Raw genomic sequence first — 15,111 nt, 5'->3', positions numbered from 1 at the left:
TGACCGCTCTGGCGGACGTGCCTTGGTGTCTTATCTAAAAGTCGCCATGCCTTGCTGCAAATGGCATTTTTATGCGCTTCCGGTGCTCATGTACTGAGGTACACTGCGCTCCGGTTCTCGAAAACCACCATTTTCGCTACGGCCTGACGCTTTTTGATTCAGACACCTATAAATCCCATATAGTGCTGACAAGCCGTGAAACGGTGACTATTTCATGACTTCCGTCATATTAAACACATTCGAACAGGAATAACCGAGTCGGATGACAAAGAGCACCCCAAACGAAAAAGATGCGGGAAAACTTGCGTCCCAAAGTTCGATGCGAAGCGCCGGGACGACGGGCGGGCTGGAAGCCCTGATCGCGCGCGCCCATGCCGATGCGCAAAGCGGACCGTCCACGAAAGAGCGCGGCATTCCGCCGGTCGAACGGTGGAATCCGGATTTCTGCGGCGACCTCGACATGGAGATCAAGGCCGACGGCACCTGGTTCTACATGGGGACGCCGATTGGCCGCAAACAGCTGGTGCGCCTGTTTTCCACCGTGTTGCGCAAGGACGAGGACGGCAAGACCTATCTCGTCACGCCCGTCGAAAAGGTCGGCATCCGTGTCGAAGATGCACCGTTCATCGCCGTTGAAATGCAGGTTTCCGGTGAAGGTGCGACGCAGACGCTGACCTTCCGCACCAATGTCGGCGATGTGGTGGAAGTCGATGCCGAGCATCCGTTGCGGTTCGTCGTTGAAGAAGAAAGCGACGGATTGAAACCCTATGTGCTTGTTCGCGGGCATCTGGAAGCGCTGGCGACGCGCTCCGTGATGTATGATCTGGTCGCGCTTGGTGAGGAAATCGAGATCGACGGCGTGGCGATGTTCGCCGTGCGGTCGGGCGGCGCGGTCTTCCCGATCATGCCAGCAGACGCGCTGGAGGTCGCCTTACAATGATGGAGCGCAGCCTGAATTCCCTTTCGGCTTTTTCCGCCGGTGATTTTGCTGAGCGTGTTCGCAGCTGGCAGCCGGATCATAGCGAGATCACCGGCGATCATTCGCTGAACCCGGAATTCGAGCAGGCCATGGTCACGGCCAAGATGCGCGATGCGGCCGTGCTGGTGCCGGTGGTGGATCGCGGTCCCGGTGCGACGGTGCTGCTCACCCAGCGCACGGATACGTTGCGAAAACATTCGGGTCAGATAGCGTTTCCGGGTGGGGCTATCGATCCGGGCGACGGCACGGCGGAACAGGCCGCGCTGCGGGAAGCCAATGAGGAAATCGGCCTCGTCGCCGAGCGCGCCGAAATCATCGGCAATCTGCCGCGTTATCTGACCGGCAGCGGCTTTTCGATCACGCCGGTTCTGGCTGTGGTCAAGACCCCGTTCGACCTGCATCCGAACCCGGATGAGGTGGCCGATATTTTTGAGGTGCCATTGTCTTTCCTGATGAATCCGGCCAATCACCGGCGCGAAAGCAGGGTGTTTAACGGCAAGGAACGCTTTTATTACGCCATGCCCTATCACGAGCGATTCATCTGGGGGATTACCGCCGGGATCATTCGCGGACTTTATGAAAGGCTCTACGTTTGAGCGACACTATGAACATTTCCGACACGGCGCTTTGGCTGAAGTCGAAGTCTCTGCAGGCGCTGTTCAAGGCCTTGAACCGCGATGGCGGGGAAGCGCGCGTGGTCGGCGGCGCGGTGCGCAACACCTTGCTGGGCACAGCCGTCAGCGATGTCGATCTTGCCACCACGCATATGCCGCAGGAGACAATCCGGCTGGCCGAGGAGGCGGGGTTCAAACCCGTTCCCACCGGCATCGAGCACGGCACGATCACCGTTGTCGTGCAGGGACATGCCTATGAAGTGACGACATTGCGCAAGGATGTCGAGACCGATGGCCGCCATGCCAAGGTTGCCTTCGGGACCGACTGGAAGGCCGATGCCGAGCGGCGCGATTTCACCATCAATGCGCTTTACGCGACCGCTGACGGCACGATCATCGATCATGTCGGTGGGCTTGCCGATATCGAAACCCAGACGCTGCGTTTCATCGGCGATGCCGAACAGCGCATCCGCGAGGATTATCTGCGAATCTTGCGCTTTTTCCGCTTTTTCGCCTGGTATGGTTCCGGGCGTCCGGAAGCCGAAGGACTGCGTGCCAGCGCAAGGCTCAAGGATGGGATCGAGCAGCTTTCAGCCGAACGTGTATGGTCGGAACTGAAGAAGCTGCTATCCGCTCCCGATCCGTCGCGCGCCCTTTTATGGATGCGGCAAGGCGGGGTGCTGAACCTCGTTCTGCCGGAAAGCGAAAAATGGGGTATCGATGCCATTCATGGCCTGGTGCGTTCGGAAGCCGATCTTGGCTGGTCAGCCGATCCGCTGTTGCGTCTTGAAAGCATCGTGCCGCCGGATGCCGTGCGCATGGAAGACATGGGCAAGCGCCTGAAAATGTCCAATGCAGAGCGGGCGCGGCTGGAAGCCTGGGCGCGGGCCGATGCGGTCAAGCCGGAGCTTTCGGAACAGGCTTTGAAGAAGGTCATTTATCGCGGCAGCAAGCAGGCGGTGGTGGACCGGATCAAGCTTGCCTATGCGGCGGCGCGGGCCGATGCGGCTGGCAGCGATGAGGCGATGATCCGCGCTGGCGGCTTTTCGCGGTTGCTCGAAACGGCGGAACATTATGAAGCCCCCCTCTTTCCCGTGACGGGCGGTGATCTTCTGGCGCTCGGTGTGGAAAAAGGTCCGGGCCTCGGCAAGGCGCTGCGGTCGCTCGAAACTTTCTGGATCGACTCCGGTTTTAGCCTTGACCGTGCCACGCTTCTGGAGAAACTTGATCGCGATAAAATGAACAGCTGACCGCTTGTGTGCAAAATTCAGCCGTAGTTTCATCAGTTTATGGCTGGAATCTTTTTTAGCGCCGATTTTTGAAAGAGCATGAAATGTCCAACCCCGATACTTCGATACAAGACAAGGCAGCCTCTGATCCGAAACAGAAATTTGGCACTGAAGGCCTCGCCGCAATGGACCGTCCGAGCAAGATCACCCGGTTTTTCATGGGGATCGTTTCCTGGGCCGAAGGTCTCAATCTGAAATATGCCAAGCTCGGCAATCCGCCGGTTTATGACAATGCGACCTTCCCATGGGCGGCGGAAATCGAGAAGGAATGGCCCGCCATCCGCAAGGAGCTGGACACGATCCTGCTGCGCCAGAGCGAGCTGCCGTCCTTTCAGGATATTTCGACCGACGTGAAGACGATTTCCACCGATAATCGCTGGAAGACATTCTTCCTGCTCGGCTTCGGCGTGAAGTCGGAGCAGAACATCAAGACCTGCCCGGAAACCTGGCGCATCGTGAACAAGATCCCCGGCCTGACCACGGCAATGTTCTCGATCTTCGAACCGGGCAAGCATCTGCCGCCGCATCGTGGGCCCTATAATGGCGTGCTGCGCCTGCATCTTGGCCTCATCGTGCCGGAGCCGAATGAAAAGCTGGCCATTCGCGTGGACAAGCAGGTCTGCCATTGGCACGAGGGCAAGGTTCTCATCTTCGACGACGCCTATGAGCATGAAGCCTGGAACCACAGCGACAAGACGCGCGTGGTTCTGTTCGTCGACTTCGTGAAGCCGCTGAAGTTCCCGGCCCGTTTCGTCAACTGGTGCCTGATGAACCTCGCGATCTTCACGCCCTTCATCAAGGAAGGGCTGGACAACCACAATGAGTGGGAAAAGAAGTTCTACGCAGAAGCCGAGAAGCTCCGCAATCAGCCAAAGGCCTGATGCCGGTTTGACTTCTGATCGGTGCGATCTTAGATAACGGACAGAGAGCCGCACGGCCCTCTGTCCTTTTGGCCTCTGAAAGAGGAATTGTTGATGCTGGAGATTGTCGGAAGCCTTTAATCGTTCCGAACGAGAACTGCGATGACGGACGCTGATTGCGTCTGATCGGCAGGTGTTCAGGGACGGGAACGGCATTGGCCGTGGGTAGCTGTGCGCTGTCCGCGAGCGCTGATGCTTGTCATGGTTTCCATCCAGGCATGAACAACAATGAATATCTCACGTATCGAACAGCGTGTGTTACACGTGCTGGCGCAAGGCGGGCATATCCGCCACTTCCGCGAAGACGGACGCGTCTGCGAAATCGAATGCTATACCCGCGAGGGTTACCTGCTCGCCGATTGTACAATGACTGTGTTCCAGCAATTGCGGCGCAAAAGGTTGATCGAATCCCGATCAGGCAGTCCCTATCGCATTTCGCTGAAAGGGCGCGAAAATGTTCGCGCTCAGCTCAATAACCGTTGAGGGAGGGCGTCATGTATCTTCGCAAGGAAAAGCCCGATGACATCGCCGCAATCCGTCAGCTGACGGATGAGGCGTTCAGCAGGGTGCCTTATAGCAACCAGCGGGAAGGTGAGATCGTCGATGCACTTCGTGCAGCCTCGGCGCTCACCTTGTCGCTGGTCGCCGTGGAGGGGGACACGGTTTTCGGCCATGTGGCCTTTTCGCCGGTTCTGATCGAAGGAGAGAACAAGGGCTGGTATGCGCTTGGTCCCATTTCGGTCCGGCCCGAAAGGCAAGGCGAGGGGATTGGCGGAACACTCGTCCGTGAAGGTCTCGCGCTGTTGCGGGCGGACGGTGCAAAGGGCTGTGTTCTGGTGGGCGATCCGGGCTTCTACGGGCGGTTCGGTTTCAAAGCCGATCCGCGGCTGAAAATGCCGGATGTGCCTGCGGAATATGTGCAATGTCTGGCCTTTGGGTCAGACATACCGCAAGGCGACATCATCCATCACCCCGCCTTTGGCATTTAAAAAAGGGCCGGCTATCCGGCCCTTTCTATTTAAAAAATTACGGCCATTTCACCACGGGGGGCATGGACGACAGAATGGAGTTTACATTGCCGCCGGTCTTGAGGCCGAAGATCGTGCCGCGATCATAGAGCAGGTTGAACTCCACATAGCGGCCACGACGCACGAGCTGCTCGTCGCGGTCAGCCTGCGTCCAGTCCTGATTGAAGTTCTGGCGCACCAGATGCGGATATACGACGGAAAAGCCGCGCCCCACATCACGCGTAAAGGCGAAATCGGCGTCCCACCCGCCCTTTTCATCCGTCGAATGCAGCCAGTCATAGAAGATGCCGCCGGTGCCGCGCGGTTCGTTACGATGCGGCAGGAAGAAATATTCGTCGCACCAGTCCTTCACGCGCTGGTAGTCGACGACATTCTTATGCTTTTCGCAGATGAAGCGAAAAGCCTTGTGGAAGGCGAGCGTGTCGGCATCTTCCTGCGTGCGGCGGCGATCCAGAACGGGTGTCAGGTCAGCGCCGCCGCCGAACCACTGGCGGCTCGTCACCACCATGCGCGTGTTCATATGCACGGCTGGCACATTCGGGTTCTGCGGATGCGCGATCAGCGAAATGCCGCTCGCCCAATAACGCGGGTCTTCTTCCGCGCCGGGAATCTGCTTGCGGAATTCCGGCGAGAATTCGCCATAGACGGTGGACACGTGAACGCCGACTTTTTCGAAAACGCGCCCATGCATGATCGACATGACACCGCCGCCGCCCTTGCCTTCTTCCTTCAGCCAGGGCGTGCGCACGAAGCGGCCCGGCTCGCGGTCGGACAGGGGGCCTTGCAGCTCGTCTTCAAGCTGTTCGAAGCTTGCGCAGATGCGGTCGCGCAGTTCTTCGAACCAGCGTTGCGCCGCCTGCTTCTTTTCCTCGATATCGTGGGGGATGATCGCAGGAATTTCATCGCGTTGCATTTGTTATTTCCTCTCGGCGCAATCTGCCGGATCGCCGCGTGCAGCCAAGGTTAAATGGCAAGGTGAAATAGACTTTGCTATATCCGTTGGCTTAGCAAGTTCCGTCAGCCGCGCATAGGGCGAAGAGGAACTTCGCTGCCGTCGCAAAATCGCTCTCCCCAAGAAAAGACTCGTCTTTGTAAAATCGCTACCCTATCTTTTGTGGTCAAGGGGCTGGAGATGTGTGTTTCCAGCCAGCCGGGAGGCAATCGCATGACAGCAGCACCGCCCCGTCCTCCACTCGAAGGCCTGCGCAAGCAGCTTGAGAAGAGCCGCGCCAAAAAGAACCGGATGCCGCGCGACGGGTTCATCCGCGAAACCTTCACTCTGCCGCGTCAGGCCGCGCGCGAAAAAGCGCGGGAATGGTTCGACACTTTTCCGAAATCCGCCTACTGGACCGAGATTGAAAGCTGGTGTGAGCGGCCCGACGATGTGATCGAGTTCACGATGCGTCGTCTGCCAACCGCAGATTGAAGATCTGATTCAATATCTGCCTCCAAGTGCTTGAAAGCAGATTCAGATTTGCTCCCAATAAAAAGGCACCCGATGATTGATGTATCGGGTGCCTTTGTCTTGAATCGTTATACCGTTACCGGTTATTGCGCGGCGGTTTGCGGCGCCTTTTCCCAGGCCGCCCATTTGCCGATGATGCTGTCCGCATAGGCCTTGCCGACCCGGTAGGCATTGGCGGTCGCCAGCGGGAAACCGCCGGATTTCGCGCCGAGGGATTCGATTGCGGTCTGGTCCTTGCCCTGCCGGTCGAAATTGGATGACGTGCGCAGAACCGCGATGCGGCTGAAATCCAGCTTGCCCGCGTCGGCAGCGCGCTTGAGCGCCGTCAGCGTGGCATTGTCTTCCATCTGCGAGGTGCAGTAATCCGCCTTGCCATCGGTGAGAAGCTTGGCCCATGCGCTCACCGCTTCGCCGAGCTTTGCACCATGCCAATAAGTATCGGCGGAAGCCGTATCGCAAATGGTAACTTTCGGCGCGCCGGTGGCGGCTTCCTGCGTGTAATGCTTGCGATATGCCTTCGCATCGTCGCCATCGAGTAGCGCGACATCCTTCGTTGTGGCCAAAGCATAATCGGCCAGCTTGCCGTTCAGTTCGAACACTTCGGAGCCAGCAGCCCATTTGGGTTTTTCGCCGGGCTTGGCCGTGCCGAGACCAAAGAAATCACTGCTCCAGCCTTCGGGAGCTTCGCGGGTGTCGATGCGGTGGTTGAGATTGGCGTCGATGACATATTTCGCCCAATGGGCCGAGCCGAGCGTGCCATGCTGCGGACCAACACCCGCAATGCCTGCTATCAGGAAATAGGTATGGCTGAGATCAAGCTTGTCGCTCAGCGCCATGGCTGCCGTCGAGCTTGCCGCATTGGCAAAGCCCATGGCCGTCGTCATGTGGCAAAGGCCCTCGGCGGTGCAATCCACTTCCGGATATTCAGGGCTCAAGCCGGGCAGCTTGATCTTCTGCGTGAAGTTTTCACCTTCCAGCCACGGCTTGGCTTCTTCGCCGAACATGGTGATGACCATGACCTTGGGCGCAACGCGCTCTGCTTCATTGGAGAAGGCCGGTGCGGAGGCGAGGAGGAAAAGAGTGGACGCCGCGAGAACGGCGGTACGGGCAGACAGTTTCATGGAATGAAGCGCGCCTTTCGAACCGGAAAAACGGGAGGCTATGCGGGGCGGTCCGGTTAATCCGCGACGCATGTTAAGGGCAATTCGAGTATTGATTCCGCCGAGACCTCTATGGTCTTGAATAAGAATCACTTTCACTTCTCATCTGGCGCAGAGCTTCCCCCGCCGTCATGGCGACCGAAACTGCAAGATTGAGGGAGCGTGTGCCGGGAACCATCGGGATCAGCAGGCGCGCATCGGCGCTGTCGTGGACTGCATCCGGCACACCGGACGATTCACGCCCGAAGAGGAGAATGTCATTCCCCTGAAAACGGTAGTCGGTATAAGGGATTGCAGCCTTGGTGGAGAGCAGTACGATGCGGCGTCCAGCTTGTTTGCGCCCGTCTTCGAAATGGTTCCAGTTGGCATGTCGCGTCAGCGCGGCCTGCGCCAGATAATCCATACCCGCGCGCTTCAGCGAACGGTCGGAAATGTCGAAGCCCGCAGGCTCGATCAGGTCCACCGCAAAGCCGAGACATGCAGCCATGCGCAGAATTGTTCCCGTGTTGCCGGGAATGTCGGGCTGGTAAAGGGCGACGCGCAGATCCATATGAAGCGGGTAACGCGAAATGCCCGTTGTCGCAAGACTGCATGTCCGGCGCAGTTCACGCGTCAACATCCCGTTGCGGATATTCCTTGCCGATCCTGTCGGATTGCAAAAAGTTTCCTGTTTTGTTCCGGCCAAGTCTTGGCAATTGCATAAGGCCCGCCTAAAAGGAGCGCCATGTTTAAGTGGTTCGAACACCGACTCGACGCCTATCCCGATGAGACCCCGCAGGAACCTCCGCGCGGTCTGGTCGCGTTTTGCCTTTATTACACCCGCGGCGCCTGGCCGTGGATCATCGGTATGGCGATTTTCACTACCCTGATTGCCATCATCGAAGTGTCGCTGTTTGCCTTCATGGGCAATATCGTTGACTGGCTTTCCCATCAGTCGCGCGAGACCTTTTTGAGCAATGAAGGCTGGCGGCTGGCTTTGATTGCCGGCGTCGTGCTGGTCGGCCTGCCCGGCGTGGTGCTGGTGCACTCTCTGGTGATCCACCAGACGCTGCTCGGCAATTATCCGATGCGCGTGCGCTGGCTGATGCATCGTTACCTGATCCGACAATCGATGGCGTTTTTTCAGGATGAGTTTGCCGGCCGCATTTCAACCAAGCTGATGCAGACCGCTCTTGCCGTGCGCGAAACGGTGATGAAGCTGCTCGATGTTTTGAACTATGTCATCGTCTATTTTGCGGGCACGCTCTTCATCGCGGCCTCCGCCGATCTGCGTCTGATGATCCCGTTCGTCGTCTGGCTGGCGGTCTATATGTTCCTGCTGCGCTTCTTCATTCCGCGCTTGCGCGTTGTATCGGAAGAGCAGGCCGATGCACGCTCGACCATGACCGGTCGCATCGTGGACAGCTATACCAATATCGCGACCGTGAAGCTCTTCTCGCATTCAAGCCGCGAGGAATCCTATGTGCGTGAAAGCCTCGACGGTTTCCTCGGCACCGTGCATCGTCAGATGCGCCTCGTGACCATGTTCCATTTCACGCTCTATGTGTCGAACTGCCTGCTGTTGTTTGCGGTTGGCGTGATCGGGATCGGCCTGTGGATGCAGGAAGCGGTGACGGTTGGCGCGGTTGCGGTCGGCATCGGTCTGGTGCTGCGCCTCAACGGCATGTCGCAGTGGATCATGTGGGAAATGTCGGCGCTGTTCGAGAATATCGGCACGGTGGAAGACGGCATCACCACGATTGCGCGCGCGCATGAAGTGGTGGATGTGCCCAACGCTCCGGCCCTGCAGGTGACCAGGGGCGAGCTGGATTTCGACCAGGTCGGCTTCCATTACGGCAAGGGCAAGGGCGTTCTGGAAAACCTGACGCTGAAGATCCCGGCGGGACAGAAAGTTGGGCTTGTCGGCCGTTCCGGTGCGGGCAAGTCCACGCTGGTCAATCTGCTGCTGCGCTTCTACGATCTGGAGAAGGGCCGCATTCTGATCGACGGGCAGGACATTGCGAAAGTCTCGCAGGATTCGCTGCGCGCCAATATCGGCATGGTCACGCAGGACACCTCGCTTCTGCATCGCACCGTGCGCGAAAACATCATGTATGGCAGGCCCGATGCGACCGAGGACATGCTGCAGCAGGCAATCCGTCTTGCGCAGGCAGACCAGTTCGTTCCGCTCCTGACGGATCCGAAAGGACGGCGCGGGCTGGAAGCGCATGTGGGCGAGCGCGGCGTCAAGCTGTCCGGCGGCCAGCGCCAGCGTATCGCGATTGCCCGTGTGATGCTTAAGGATGCGCCGATCCTCATTCTCGACGAGGCGACGTCCGCGCTCGATTCGGAAGTGGAAGCGGCCATCCAGGACAGCCTCAATACGCTGATGGAAGGCAAGACGGTTATTGCGATTGCGCATCGTCTTTCCACCATTGCCGCGCTCGACCGCCTGATCGTCATGGACAAGGGGCGGATCGTCGAAGATGGGACGCATGAGGAACTTGTGGCCCTCGGCGGCATTTATGCAAGTCTATGGGCACGTCAATCCGGCGGGTTCCTCGGCTTCGAAGACAATTCCGAGGAGGCGCTGGTCAGTTAAGGAAAAGCACCATTGATGAAAGCGGTCTATAGCCTGTTCGAACGTTGGGTCGATCCCTTTCGCGAACCGGACAATTTGAGGCCGCCTTCAACCACAATGGCTTTCCTCTGGCATTATGCGCGTCAGGCCAAATGGCCGCTTGCCGCCGCGCTGGCGGCAGGCGGACTTCTGCCGCTGGTGGAAGCGGGGCTGTTCTATTTCACCGGTCGTCTGGTCGATATTCTGGATCAGGCCGGCAAAGGCGGCATCGAACGCAGCTGGTCGGCGCTGATCGAGGTTGCCGGGCCTGAGCTTCTCTTCATGGGGTTCACGGTTCTCGTGATCCGGCTGATCGTCACCGCCGCCACGACGCTGCTGGATGACCAGACCATGTCGCCCGGCTTCTACAATATGATCCGCTGGCAGGCGAATTCCTATGTGCTGCGCCAGTCCTATGCTTTTTTCCAGAATGATTTTGCGGGGCGTATAGCTACGAAAGTCTGGCAAGCCGGGCAGGCGGCGGGCGACCTGATCGAAAGTCTCATTCAGGTTGTCTGGTTCATGGCGATCTACAGCATCACCACGCTGTTTTTGGTCGGGCGGCTCGACTGGCGGCTGGCCGCTGCGGTCATTGTGTGGATCATCGCTTTCGGCTTCATCGCATGGCGCTATCTGCCGCGAATTCGCAAGAATGCCGAAGCCTCCGCCGAAGCGGGGTCGATGATCAACGGGCGCATCGTCGATAGCTATTCCAATATCGAGACAATCAAGCTCAACACGGCGGATGACGACGAGCGCTATTTGCGCGACGGTTTCGAACGCTATCTTGCAGCGATCCTGCCATTCATGCGGTCGCTGACCGGCGTGCGCCTGTCGCTGACGGCTTTGTCGGGGCTGATGATCGTGACTGTTGCGGCCATCGCCATTGACCTCTGGACACAGGATGCCATCACCGTTGGTCAGGTCTCGTTCACGCTCGGTCTGGTGCTGCGCCTCAACATGCTGCTTGGACGCCTGATGATGCAGCTCAACGGTATGTTGCGCCAGCTGGGGTTGATCGAAAATTCGATGCGCCTTGTCTCCGCGCCGCTTGGCCTTGAAGACCGGCCAGGCGCAAAGCCGCTGGTCGTTAGCGAAGCGCGCATCGATGTCCGCGATGTGACCTTCCATTACGGCAAGGGCGCAGGCGTTCTCGACAACATCAATCTCACGGTACGGGGCGGCGAGCGTGTGGGGCTGGTCGGCCATTCCGGTGCAGGCAAGACCACGCTCGTCAATCTGATCCTGCGTCTCTACGATGTGGAAAAGGGCACCATCACGGTGGATGGGCAGGACATTCGCGACGTCACGCAGAATTCGCTGCGCCGGGCCTTCGCCGTGGTCAGTCAGCAAACCGCGCTTTTGCACCGCTCCTTGCGCGATAACATCATGCTCGCCCGTGGCGATGCCACCGATGAAGAACTGCTGAAGGCGGCCCGGCAGGCGGAAGCGGACGGTTTCATCGCCAATCTTGAAGATCTCCAGGGCCGCAAGTCGTTCGATGCGTTTGTGGGCGAACGCGGCGTGAAACTGTCGGGCGGCCAGCGTCAGCGCATCGCCATTGCCCGCGCCATTTTGAAAGACGCACCGATTCTCATTCTCGACGAGGCGACCTCGGCGCTCGATTCGGATGTGGAAGCCTCGATACAGGAGAATCTCAAGCTACTCATGGAAGGCAAGACGGTGATTGCCATTGCGCATCGTCTGTCGACCATTGCCGCGCTCGACCGGCTGGTGGTCATGGATCAGGGCCGGATCATCGAGGAAGGCACGCATGAGGAACTTATTGCCAAAGGCGGTCTCTATGCCGGTCTCTGGGCCCGCCAATCCGGCGGCTTTCTCGCAGCGAACGGCGAAAACTGAAAACTTGCCCTCGTCTCCGCCACATCACGGCTTTGCTGTGGATGTCTTAAAACAGCAAAGCAAATCCGCCTGCGACATCGTGCCGTCATAAGGGCTTGGTGTCTGGACAAGCGTTTTTTACCCGCATAAACCGGAGAGTGAGATGGAGGGAATTTCGTCCTGCGAGCACTTGCGGGATAACTTTTGCGCAGGTGCAAAAGAGGACGAGGGGAGAGTTCAATTGAACATGCAGATTAAAAGGGAGTTGGCACGTGAGCGCACACGACACGGCTGAGCCGACACGGCGTGATTTTCTCTATATTGCGACGGGAATGGCCGGTGTGGTCGGTGTTGGCGGACTGGCATGGCCGTTTATCGACCAGATGCGTCCAGACGCTTCAACACTCGCGGCTGCGTCCATCGAAGTCGACGTTTCTTCTCTCGCAGAAGGCGCGTCCCTGACGGTCAAATGGCGCGGCAAGCCGGTATTCATCCGCAACCGTTCCGCCAAGGAAGTTGAAGAAGGCAAGAGCGCGGCTCTCGGTGATCTGAAAGACCCGATCGCCCGCAATGCGAACCTTCCATCGGATGCACAAGCAACCGATGTTGCCCGCTCGGCAGGTGAAGGCAAGGAAAACTGGCTCATCATGATCGGCGTATGCACGCATCTCGGCTGCGTACCGCTCGGTGAGTCCGGTTCTTTCGGTGGCTGGTTCTGCCCATGCCATGGCTCGACCTATGACACTGCGGGTCGTATTCGCAGCGGCCCGGCACCGGAAAACATGCACATTCCGCAATATGCGTTCACTTCCGATACGGTCATCAGGATCGGCTAAAACAGGTCTTGGGGAGAGAAGACATGAGTGGTGGACACTCCACATATACGCCGAAGACCGGCATCGAAAAATGGGTGGACGAACGGCTTCCCTTGCCGCGTCTGGTCTATGATTCCTTCGTGGCCTATCCAACGCCGCGTAACCTGAACTACATGTACACCTTCGGTGGCATTTTGAGCTTCATGCTCATCGCGCAGCTTCTGACCGGCATCGTTCTGGCGATGCATTATGCTGCGGATACGGGCATTGCGTTCAATTCCGTCGAAAAGATCATGCGCGACGTCAATTCCGGCTGGCTTCTGCGCTACATGCACTCCAACGGTGCATCCTTCTTCTTCATCGCCGTTTATCTGCACATCGCACGCGGTCTCTATTACGGCTCCTACAAGGCGCCGCGCGAGCTTCTGTGGATCCTCGGCGTGGTGATCTTCCTTCTCATGATGGCGACCGCCTTCATGGGCTACGTGCTGCCATGGGGCCAGATGTCCTTCTGGGGCGCAACGGTTATCACCGGCTTCTTTACGGCCTTCCCGGTCATCGGCGAGCCGATCCAGCAGCTACTCCTTGGCGGCTTCGCGGTCGACAATCCGACGCTGAACCGCTTCTTCTCGCTGCATTATCTGCTGCCGTTCATGATTGCGGGCGTTGTCGTCCTGCACGTCTGGGCGCTGCATGTCACCGGCCAGACCAACCCGACCGGCATTGAAGTGAAGTCGAAGACCGACACGGTTGCCTTCACGCCCTATGCGACCATCAAGGACGCTTTCGGCGCGCTCGTCTTCTTCGTGTTCTTCGCCTATTTCGTCTTCTATATGCCGAACTTCCTCGGCCACCCGGATAACTATATCCCGGCCGATTCGCTCAAGACGCCTGCTCACATCGTTCCTGAATGGTACTTCCTGCCGTTTTACGCGATGCTGCGCGCCATCACCTTCAACATCGGCCCGATCGACTCGAAGCTCGGCGGCGTTCTGACCATGTTCGGTTCGATCGCTATCCTCTTCGTGGTTCCCTGGCTCGACACCTCGAAGGTTCGTTCGGCTGTCTATCGCCCATGGTTCAAGCTGTTCTTCTGGCTCTTCGTGATCAACGCTATCTTCCTTGGATGGCTGGGTTCGCGTCCTGCCGAAGGCTCCTATGTCTTCATGGCGCAGCTCGGTACGCTTTATTACTTCGCTTTCTTCATCGTCATCATGCCGGTTCTCGGCCTGATCGAGACGCCGAAGCGTCTGCCCAACTCGATCACCGAGGCTGTGCTGGCGAAGAGCGAAGGCAAGGCCGAGATTGCCCCCGTGGAAATCAAGGGCTGAACCAGCGAGAGATATGAAGGACGTCATGATGAAAAACATCCTCAAGAGCTTCGCTGCCTTTGGTATCGCTCCGCTGGTCGCACTTGGTCTTTCCATGAGCGGTGCCTTTGCTGAGGAGGGCGGCAATGCGGCGGAACCGACGCATTTCCCGATCCATCATCCAAAGCAGGAAAAGTGGAGCTTTGCCGGCCCGTTCGGCACCTATGACAAGGGACAGCTGCAGCGCGGTCTGAAAGTCTACAAGGAAGTATGCTCGGCCTGCCATTCCATGAACCTGGTGGCCTTCCGCACGCTGGAAGACCTCGGCTATACGCCGGAACAGGTCAAGGCATTCGCTGCCGAATATGAAGTGCAGGACGGTCCAAATGCCGAAGGTGAAATGTTCACCCGCAAGGCGCTGCCGACCGACCACTTCCCGTCGCCATTCCCGAATGCGGCCGCTGCTGCCGCTGCAAACAACGGCGCGGCTCCGCCTGACTTCTCGCTGATAGCCAAGGCGCGCGCCGTGGAACGCGGCTTCCCGCAGTTCATCTTCGACATCTTCACGCAATATGCCGAAGGCGGCCCGGACTACATCCACTCGCTTTTGACCGGCTTCGATGAGCAGCCGCCTGCGGGCATGCAGATTGCCGAAGGTACGCATTACAATCCGTACTTCATTTCGGCAAAGGCGCTTGCCATGGCCAAGCCGCTGAATGACGGGCAGGTGACCTATGACGATGGTTCGCCGCAGACCGTGGACCAGTATGCGCGTGACGTGTCGGCATTCCTGATGTGGGCCGCAGAGCCGCATCTGGAACAGCGCAAGCGCACCGGCTTCCGGGTGATCGTGTTCCTGATTCTCTTTGCGGGTCTGGCCTATATCGCCAAGCGGTCGATCTGGTCCGACGTGAAGCACTGAGCGATCAGCTGATTTTGAAAAGAGGGCGCCAGAAATGGCGCCCTTTTTGTTTGTAGTGTGGTGATTTACAATTGGTATAGTCGAAACCGCCGTCTGAACTACCCTTTTGCTTGCTCATGCGCGAATAAGCTTGGCGCGGCTGCGATATCGTGATTGAAAGAACGCAAT

15 protein-coding genes are annotated in these 15,111 nt (G+C 58.3%); 12 read left to right on the top strand and 3 right to left on the bottom strand.

Annotated features, from left to right (window positions below):
• Positions 1-262 precede the first annotated feature (262 nt).
• The 6 genes from JAU75_RS15415 (at position 263) to JAU75_RS15390 (ending at position 4,791) form a co-directional block, all read left to right on the top strand.
• Complete coding sequence (locus JAU75_RS15415) at positions 263-940, top strand: DUF1285 domain-containing protein (RefSeq protein WP_199057375.1); 678 nt, start codon at positions 263-265, stop codon at positions 938-940.
• Positions 940-1,575, top strand: coding sequence for a CoA pyrophosphatase (locus JAU75_RS15410; protein WP_371836189.1), 636 nt, complete (start codon positions 940-942; stop codon positions 1,573-1,575). Before JAU75_RS15415 ends, JAU75_RS15410 begins: the two co-directional genes overlap by 1 nt.
• Entirely contained in the window at positions 1,572-2,843 is a 1,272-nt protein-coding gene (locus tag JAU75_RS15405) for a CCA tRNA nucleotidyltransferase (protein WP_199057374.1), read from the top strand. The genes JAU75_RS15410 and JAU75_RS15405 overlap by 4 nt, the downstream gene beginning before the upstream one ends.
• Positions 2,844-2,926: 83 nt before the next feature.
• Entirely contained in the window at positions 2,927-3,763 is an 837-nt protein-coding gene (locus JAU75_RS15400) for an aspartyl/asparaginyl beta-hydroxylase domain-containing protein (RefSeq protein ID WP_199057373.1), read from the top strand.
• Positions 3,764-4,030: 267 nt separating this feature from the next.
• Entirely contained in the window at positions 4,031-4,285 is a 255-nt protein-coding gene (locus tag JAU75_RS15395; protein ID WP_199057372.1) for a YjhX family toxin, read from the top strand.
• 11 nt (positions 4,286-4,296) lie between these two features.
• Positions 4,297-4,791 carry a GNAT family N-acetyltransferase gene (locus JAU75_RS15390; protein WP_199057371.1) on the top strand — a complete coding sequence of 165 codons (495 nt, stop codon included), beginning with the start codon at positions 4,297-4,299 and terminating at the stop codon, positions 4,789-4,791.
• Between the two features lie 37 nt (positions 4,792-4,828).
• On the opposite strand, the gene hemF is transcribed toward JAU75_RS15390, so the two are convergent.
• Entirely contained in the window at positions 4,829-5,743 is a 915-nt protein-coding gene (gene hemF / locus JAU75_RS15385; protein ID WP_199057370.1) for an oxygen-dependent coproporphyrinogen oxidase, read from the bottom strand.
• A 252-nt stretch (positions 5,744-5,995) separates the two neighbouring features.
• On the opposite strand from hemF, the gene JAU75_RS15380 reads away from it, so the two are divergent.
• Positions 5,996-6,256 (top strand): hypothetical protein, encoded by a 261-nt coding sequence (locus JAU75_RS15380; RefSeq protein ID WP_199057369.1) that lies wholly within the window; start codon positions 5,996-5,998, stop codon positions 6,254-6,256.
• A gap of 122 nt (positions 6,257-6,378) precedes the next feature.
• Here JAU75_RS15380 and JAU75_RS15375 read toward each other — a convergent pair whose 3' ends face one another.
• Together JAU75_RS15375 and JAU75_RS15370 are read right to left on the bottom strand one after the other, a co-directional pair.
• Positions 6,379-7,416 (bottom strand): purine nucleoside permease, encoded by a 1,038-nt coding sequence (locus tag JAU75_RS15375; protein ID WP_199057368.1) that lies wholly within the window; start codon positions 7,414-7,416, stop codon positions 6,379-6,381.
• A gap of 109 nt (positions 7,417-7,525) precedes the next feature.
• A complete protein-coding gene (locus JAU75_RS15370; protein ID WP_199057471.1) occupies positions 7,526-8,005 on the bottom strand; it encodes a tRNA (cytidine(34)-2'-O)-methyltransferase in 480 nt (159 codons plus the stop codon).
• Between the two features lie 174 nt (positions 8,006-8,179).
• On the opposite strand from JAU75_RS15370, the gene JAU75_RS15365 reads away from it, so the two are divergent.
• From JAU75_RS15365 to JAU75_RS15345, 5 genes are all read left to right on the top strand, one after another.
• The gene (locus tag JAU75_RS15365) at positions 8,180-10,036 is read left to right on the top strand and encodes an ABC transporter ATP-binding protein (RefSeq protein ID WP_199057367.1); all 1,857 of its coding nucleotides are present in this window, start codon (positions 8,180-8,182) and stop codon (positions 10,034-10,036) included.
• A 15-nt stretch (positions 10,037-10,051) separates the two neighbouring features.
• Positions 10,052-11,917, top strand: a complete 1,866-nt coding sequence (locus tag JAU75_RS15360; RefSeq protein WP_199057366.1) for an ABC transporter ATP-binding protein — start codon at positions 10,052-10,054, stop codon at positions 11,915-11,917.
• A 251-nt stretch (positions 11,918-12,168) separates the two neighbouring features.
• Positions 12,169-12,732, top strand: a complete 564-nt coding sequence (gene petA, locus JAU75_RS15355; RefSeq protein WP_109369505.1) for a ubiquinol-cytochrome c reductase iron-sulfur subunit — start codon at positions 12,169-12,171, stop codon at positions 12,730-12,732.
• 23 nt (positions 12,733-12,755) lie between these two features.
• Positions 12,756-14,042: a cytochrome b N-terminal domain-containing protein gene (locus tag JAU75_RS15350; RefSeq protein ID WP_199057365.1), complete on the top strand. Its 1,287-nt coding sequence runs from the start codon at positions 12,756-12,758 to the stop codon at positions 14,040-14,042.
• Positions 14,043-14,070: 28 nt separating this feature from the next.
• Positions 14,071-14,943, top strand: a complete 873-nt coding sequence (locus JAU75_RS15345; protein WP_199057470.1) for a cytochrome c1 — start codon at positions 14,071-14,073, stop codon at positions 14,941-14,943.
• The last annotated feature ends 168 nt before the right edge of the window (positions 14,944-15,111 follow it).

Source organism: Ochrobactrum sp. Q0168 (assembly GCF_016427605.1).
GTDB lineage: Bacteria > Pseudomonadota > Alphaproteobacteria > Rhizobiales > Rhizobiaceae > Brucella.
This window is presented reverse-complemented; position numbering and strand designations above follow the sequence as displayed.

What these genes read in the sequence shown, in the direction of transcription:
- JAU75_RS15415 (WP_199057375.1), top strand. Translation starts at nt 263, where the DNA reads ATGACAAAGAGCACCCCAAACGAAAAAGATGCGGGAAAACTTGCGTCC.
- JAU75_RS15395 (WP_199057372.1), top strand. Translation starts at nt 4,031, where the DNA reads ATGAATATCTCACGTATCGAACAGCGTGTGTTACACGTGCTGGCGCAA.
- JAU75_RS15365 (WP_199057367.1), top strand. Translation starts at nt 8,180, where the DNA reads ATGTTTAAGTGGTTCGAACACCGACTCGACGCCTATCCCGATGAGACC.
- hemF (WP_199057370.1), bottom strand. Translation starts at nt 5,743, where the DNA reads ATGCAACGCGATGAAATTCCTGCGATCATCCCCCACGATATCGAGGAA.
- JAU75_RS15345 (WP_199057470.1), top strand. Translation starts at nt 14,071, where the DNA reads ATGAAAAACATCCTCAAGAGCTTCGCTGCCTTTGGTATCGCTCCGCTG.
- JAU75_RS15370 (WP_199057471.1), bottom strand. Translation starts at nt 8,005, where the DNA reads ATGGATCTGCGCGTCGCCCTTTACCAGCCCGACATTCCCGGCAACACG.
- JAU75_RS15350 (WP_199057365.1), top strand. Translation starts at nt 12,756, where the DNA reads ATGAGTGGTGGACACTCCACATATACGCCGAAGACCGGCATCGAAAAA.
- JAU75_RS15360 (WP_199057366.1), top strand. Translation starts at nt 10,052, where the DNA reads ATGAAAGCGGTCTATAGCCTGTTCGAACGTTGGGTCGATCCCTTTCGC.
- JAU75_RS15375 (WP_199057368.1), bottom strand. Translation starts at nt 7,416, where the DNA reads ATGAAACTGTCTGCCCGTACCGCCGTTCTCGCGGCGTCCACTCTTTTC.
- JAU75_RS15400 (WP_199057373.1), top strand. Translation starts at nt 2,927, where the DNA reads ATGTCCAACCCCGATACTTCGATACAAGACAAGGCAGCCTCTGATCCG.
- JAU75_RS15390 (WP_199057371.1), top strand. Translation starts at nt 4,297, where the DNA reads ATGTATCTTCGCAAGGAAAAGCCCGATGACATCGCCGCAATCCGTCAG.
- JAU75_RS15380 (WP_199057369.1), top strand. Translation starts at nt 5,996, where the DNA reads ATGACAGCAGCACCGCCCCGTCCTCCACTCGAAGGCCTGCGCAAGCAG.
- JAU75_RS15410 (WP_371836189.1), top strand. Translation starts at nt 940, where the DNA reads ATGGAGCGCAGCCTGAATTCCCTTTCGGCTTTTTCCGCCGGTGATTTT.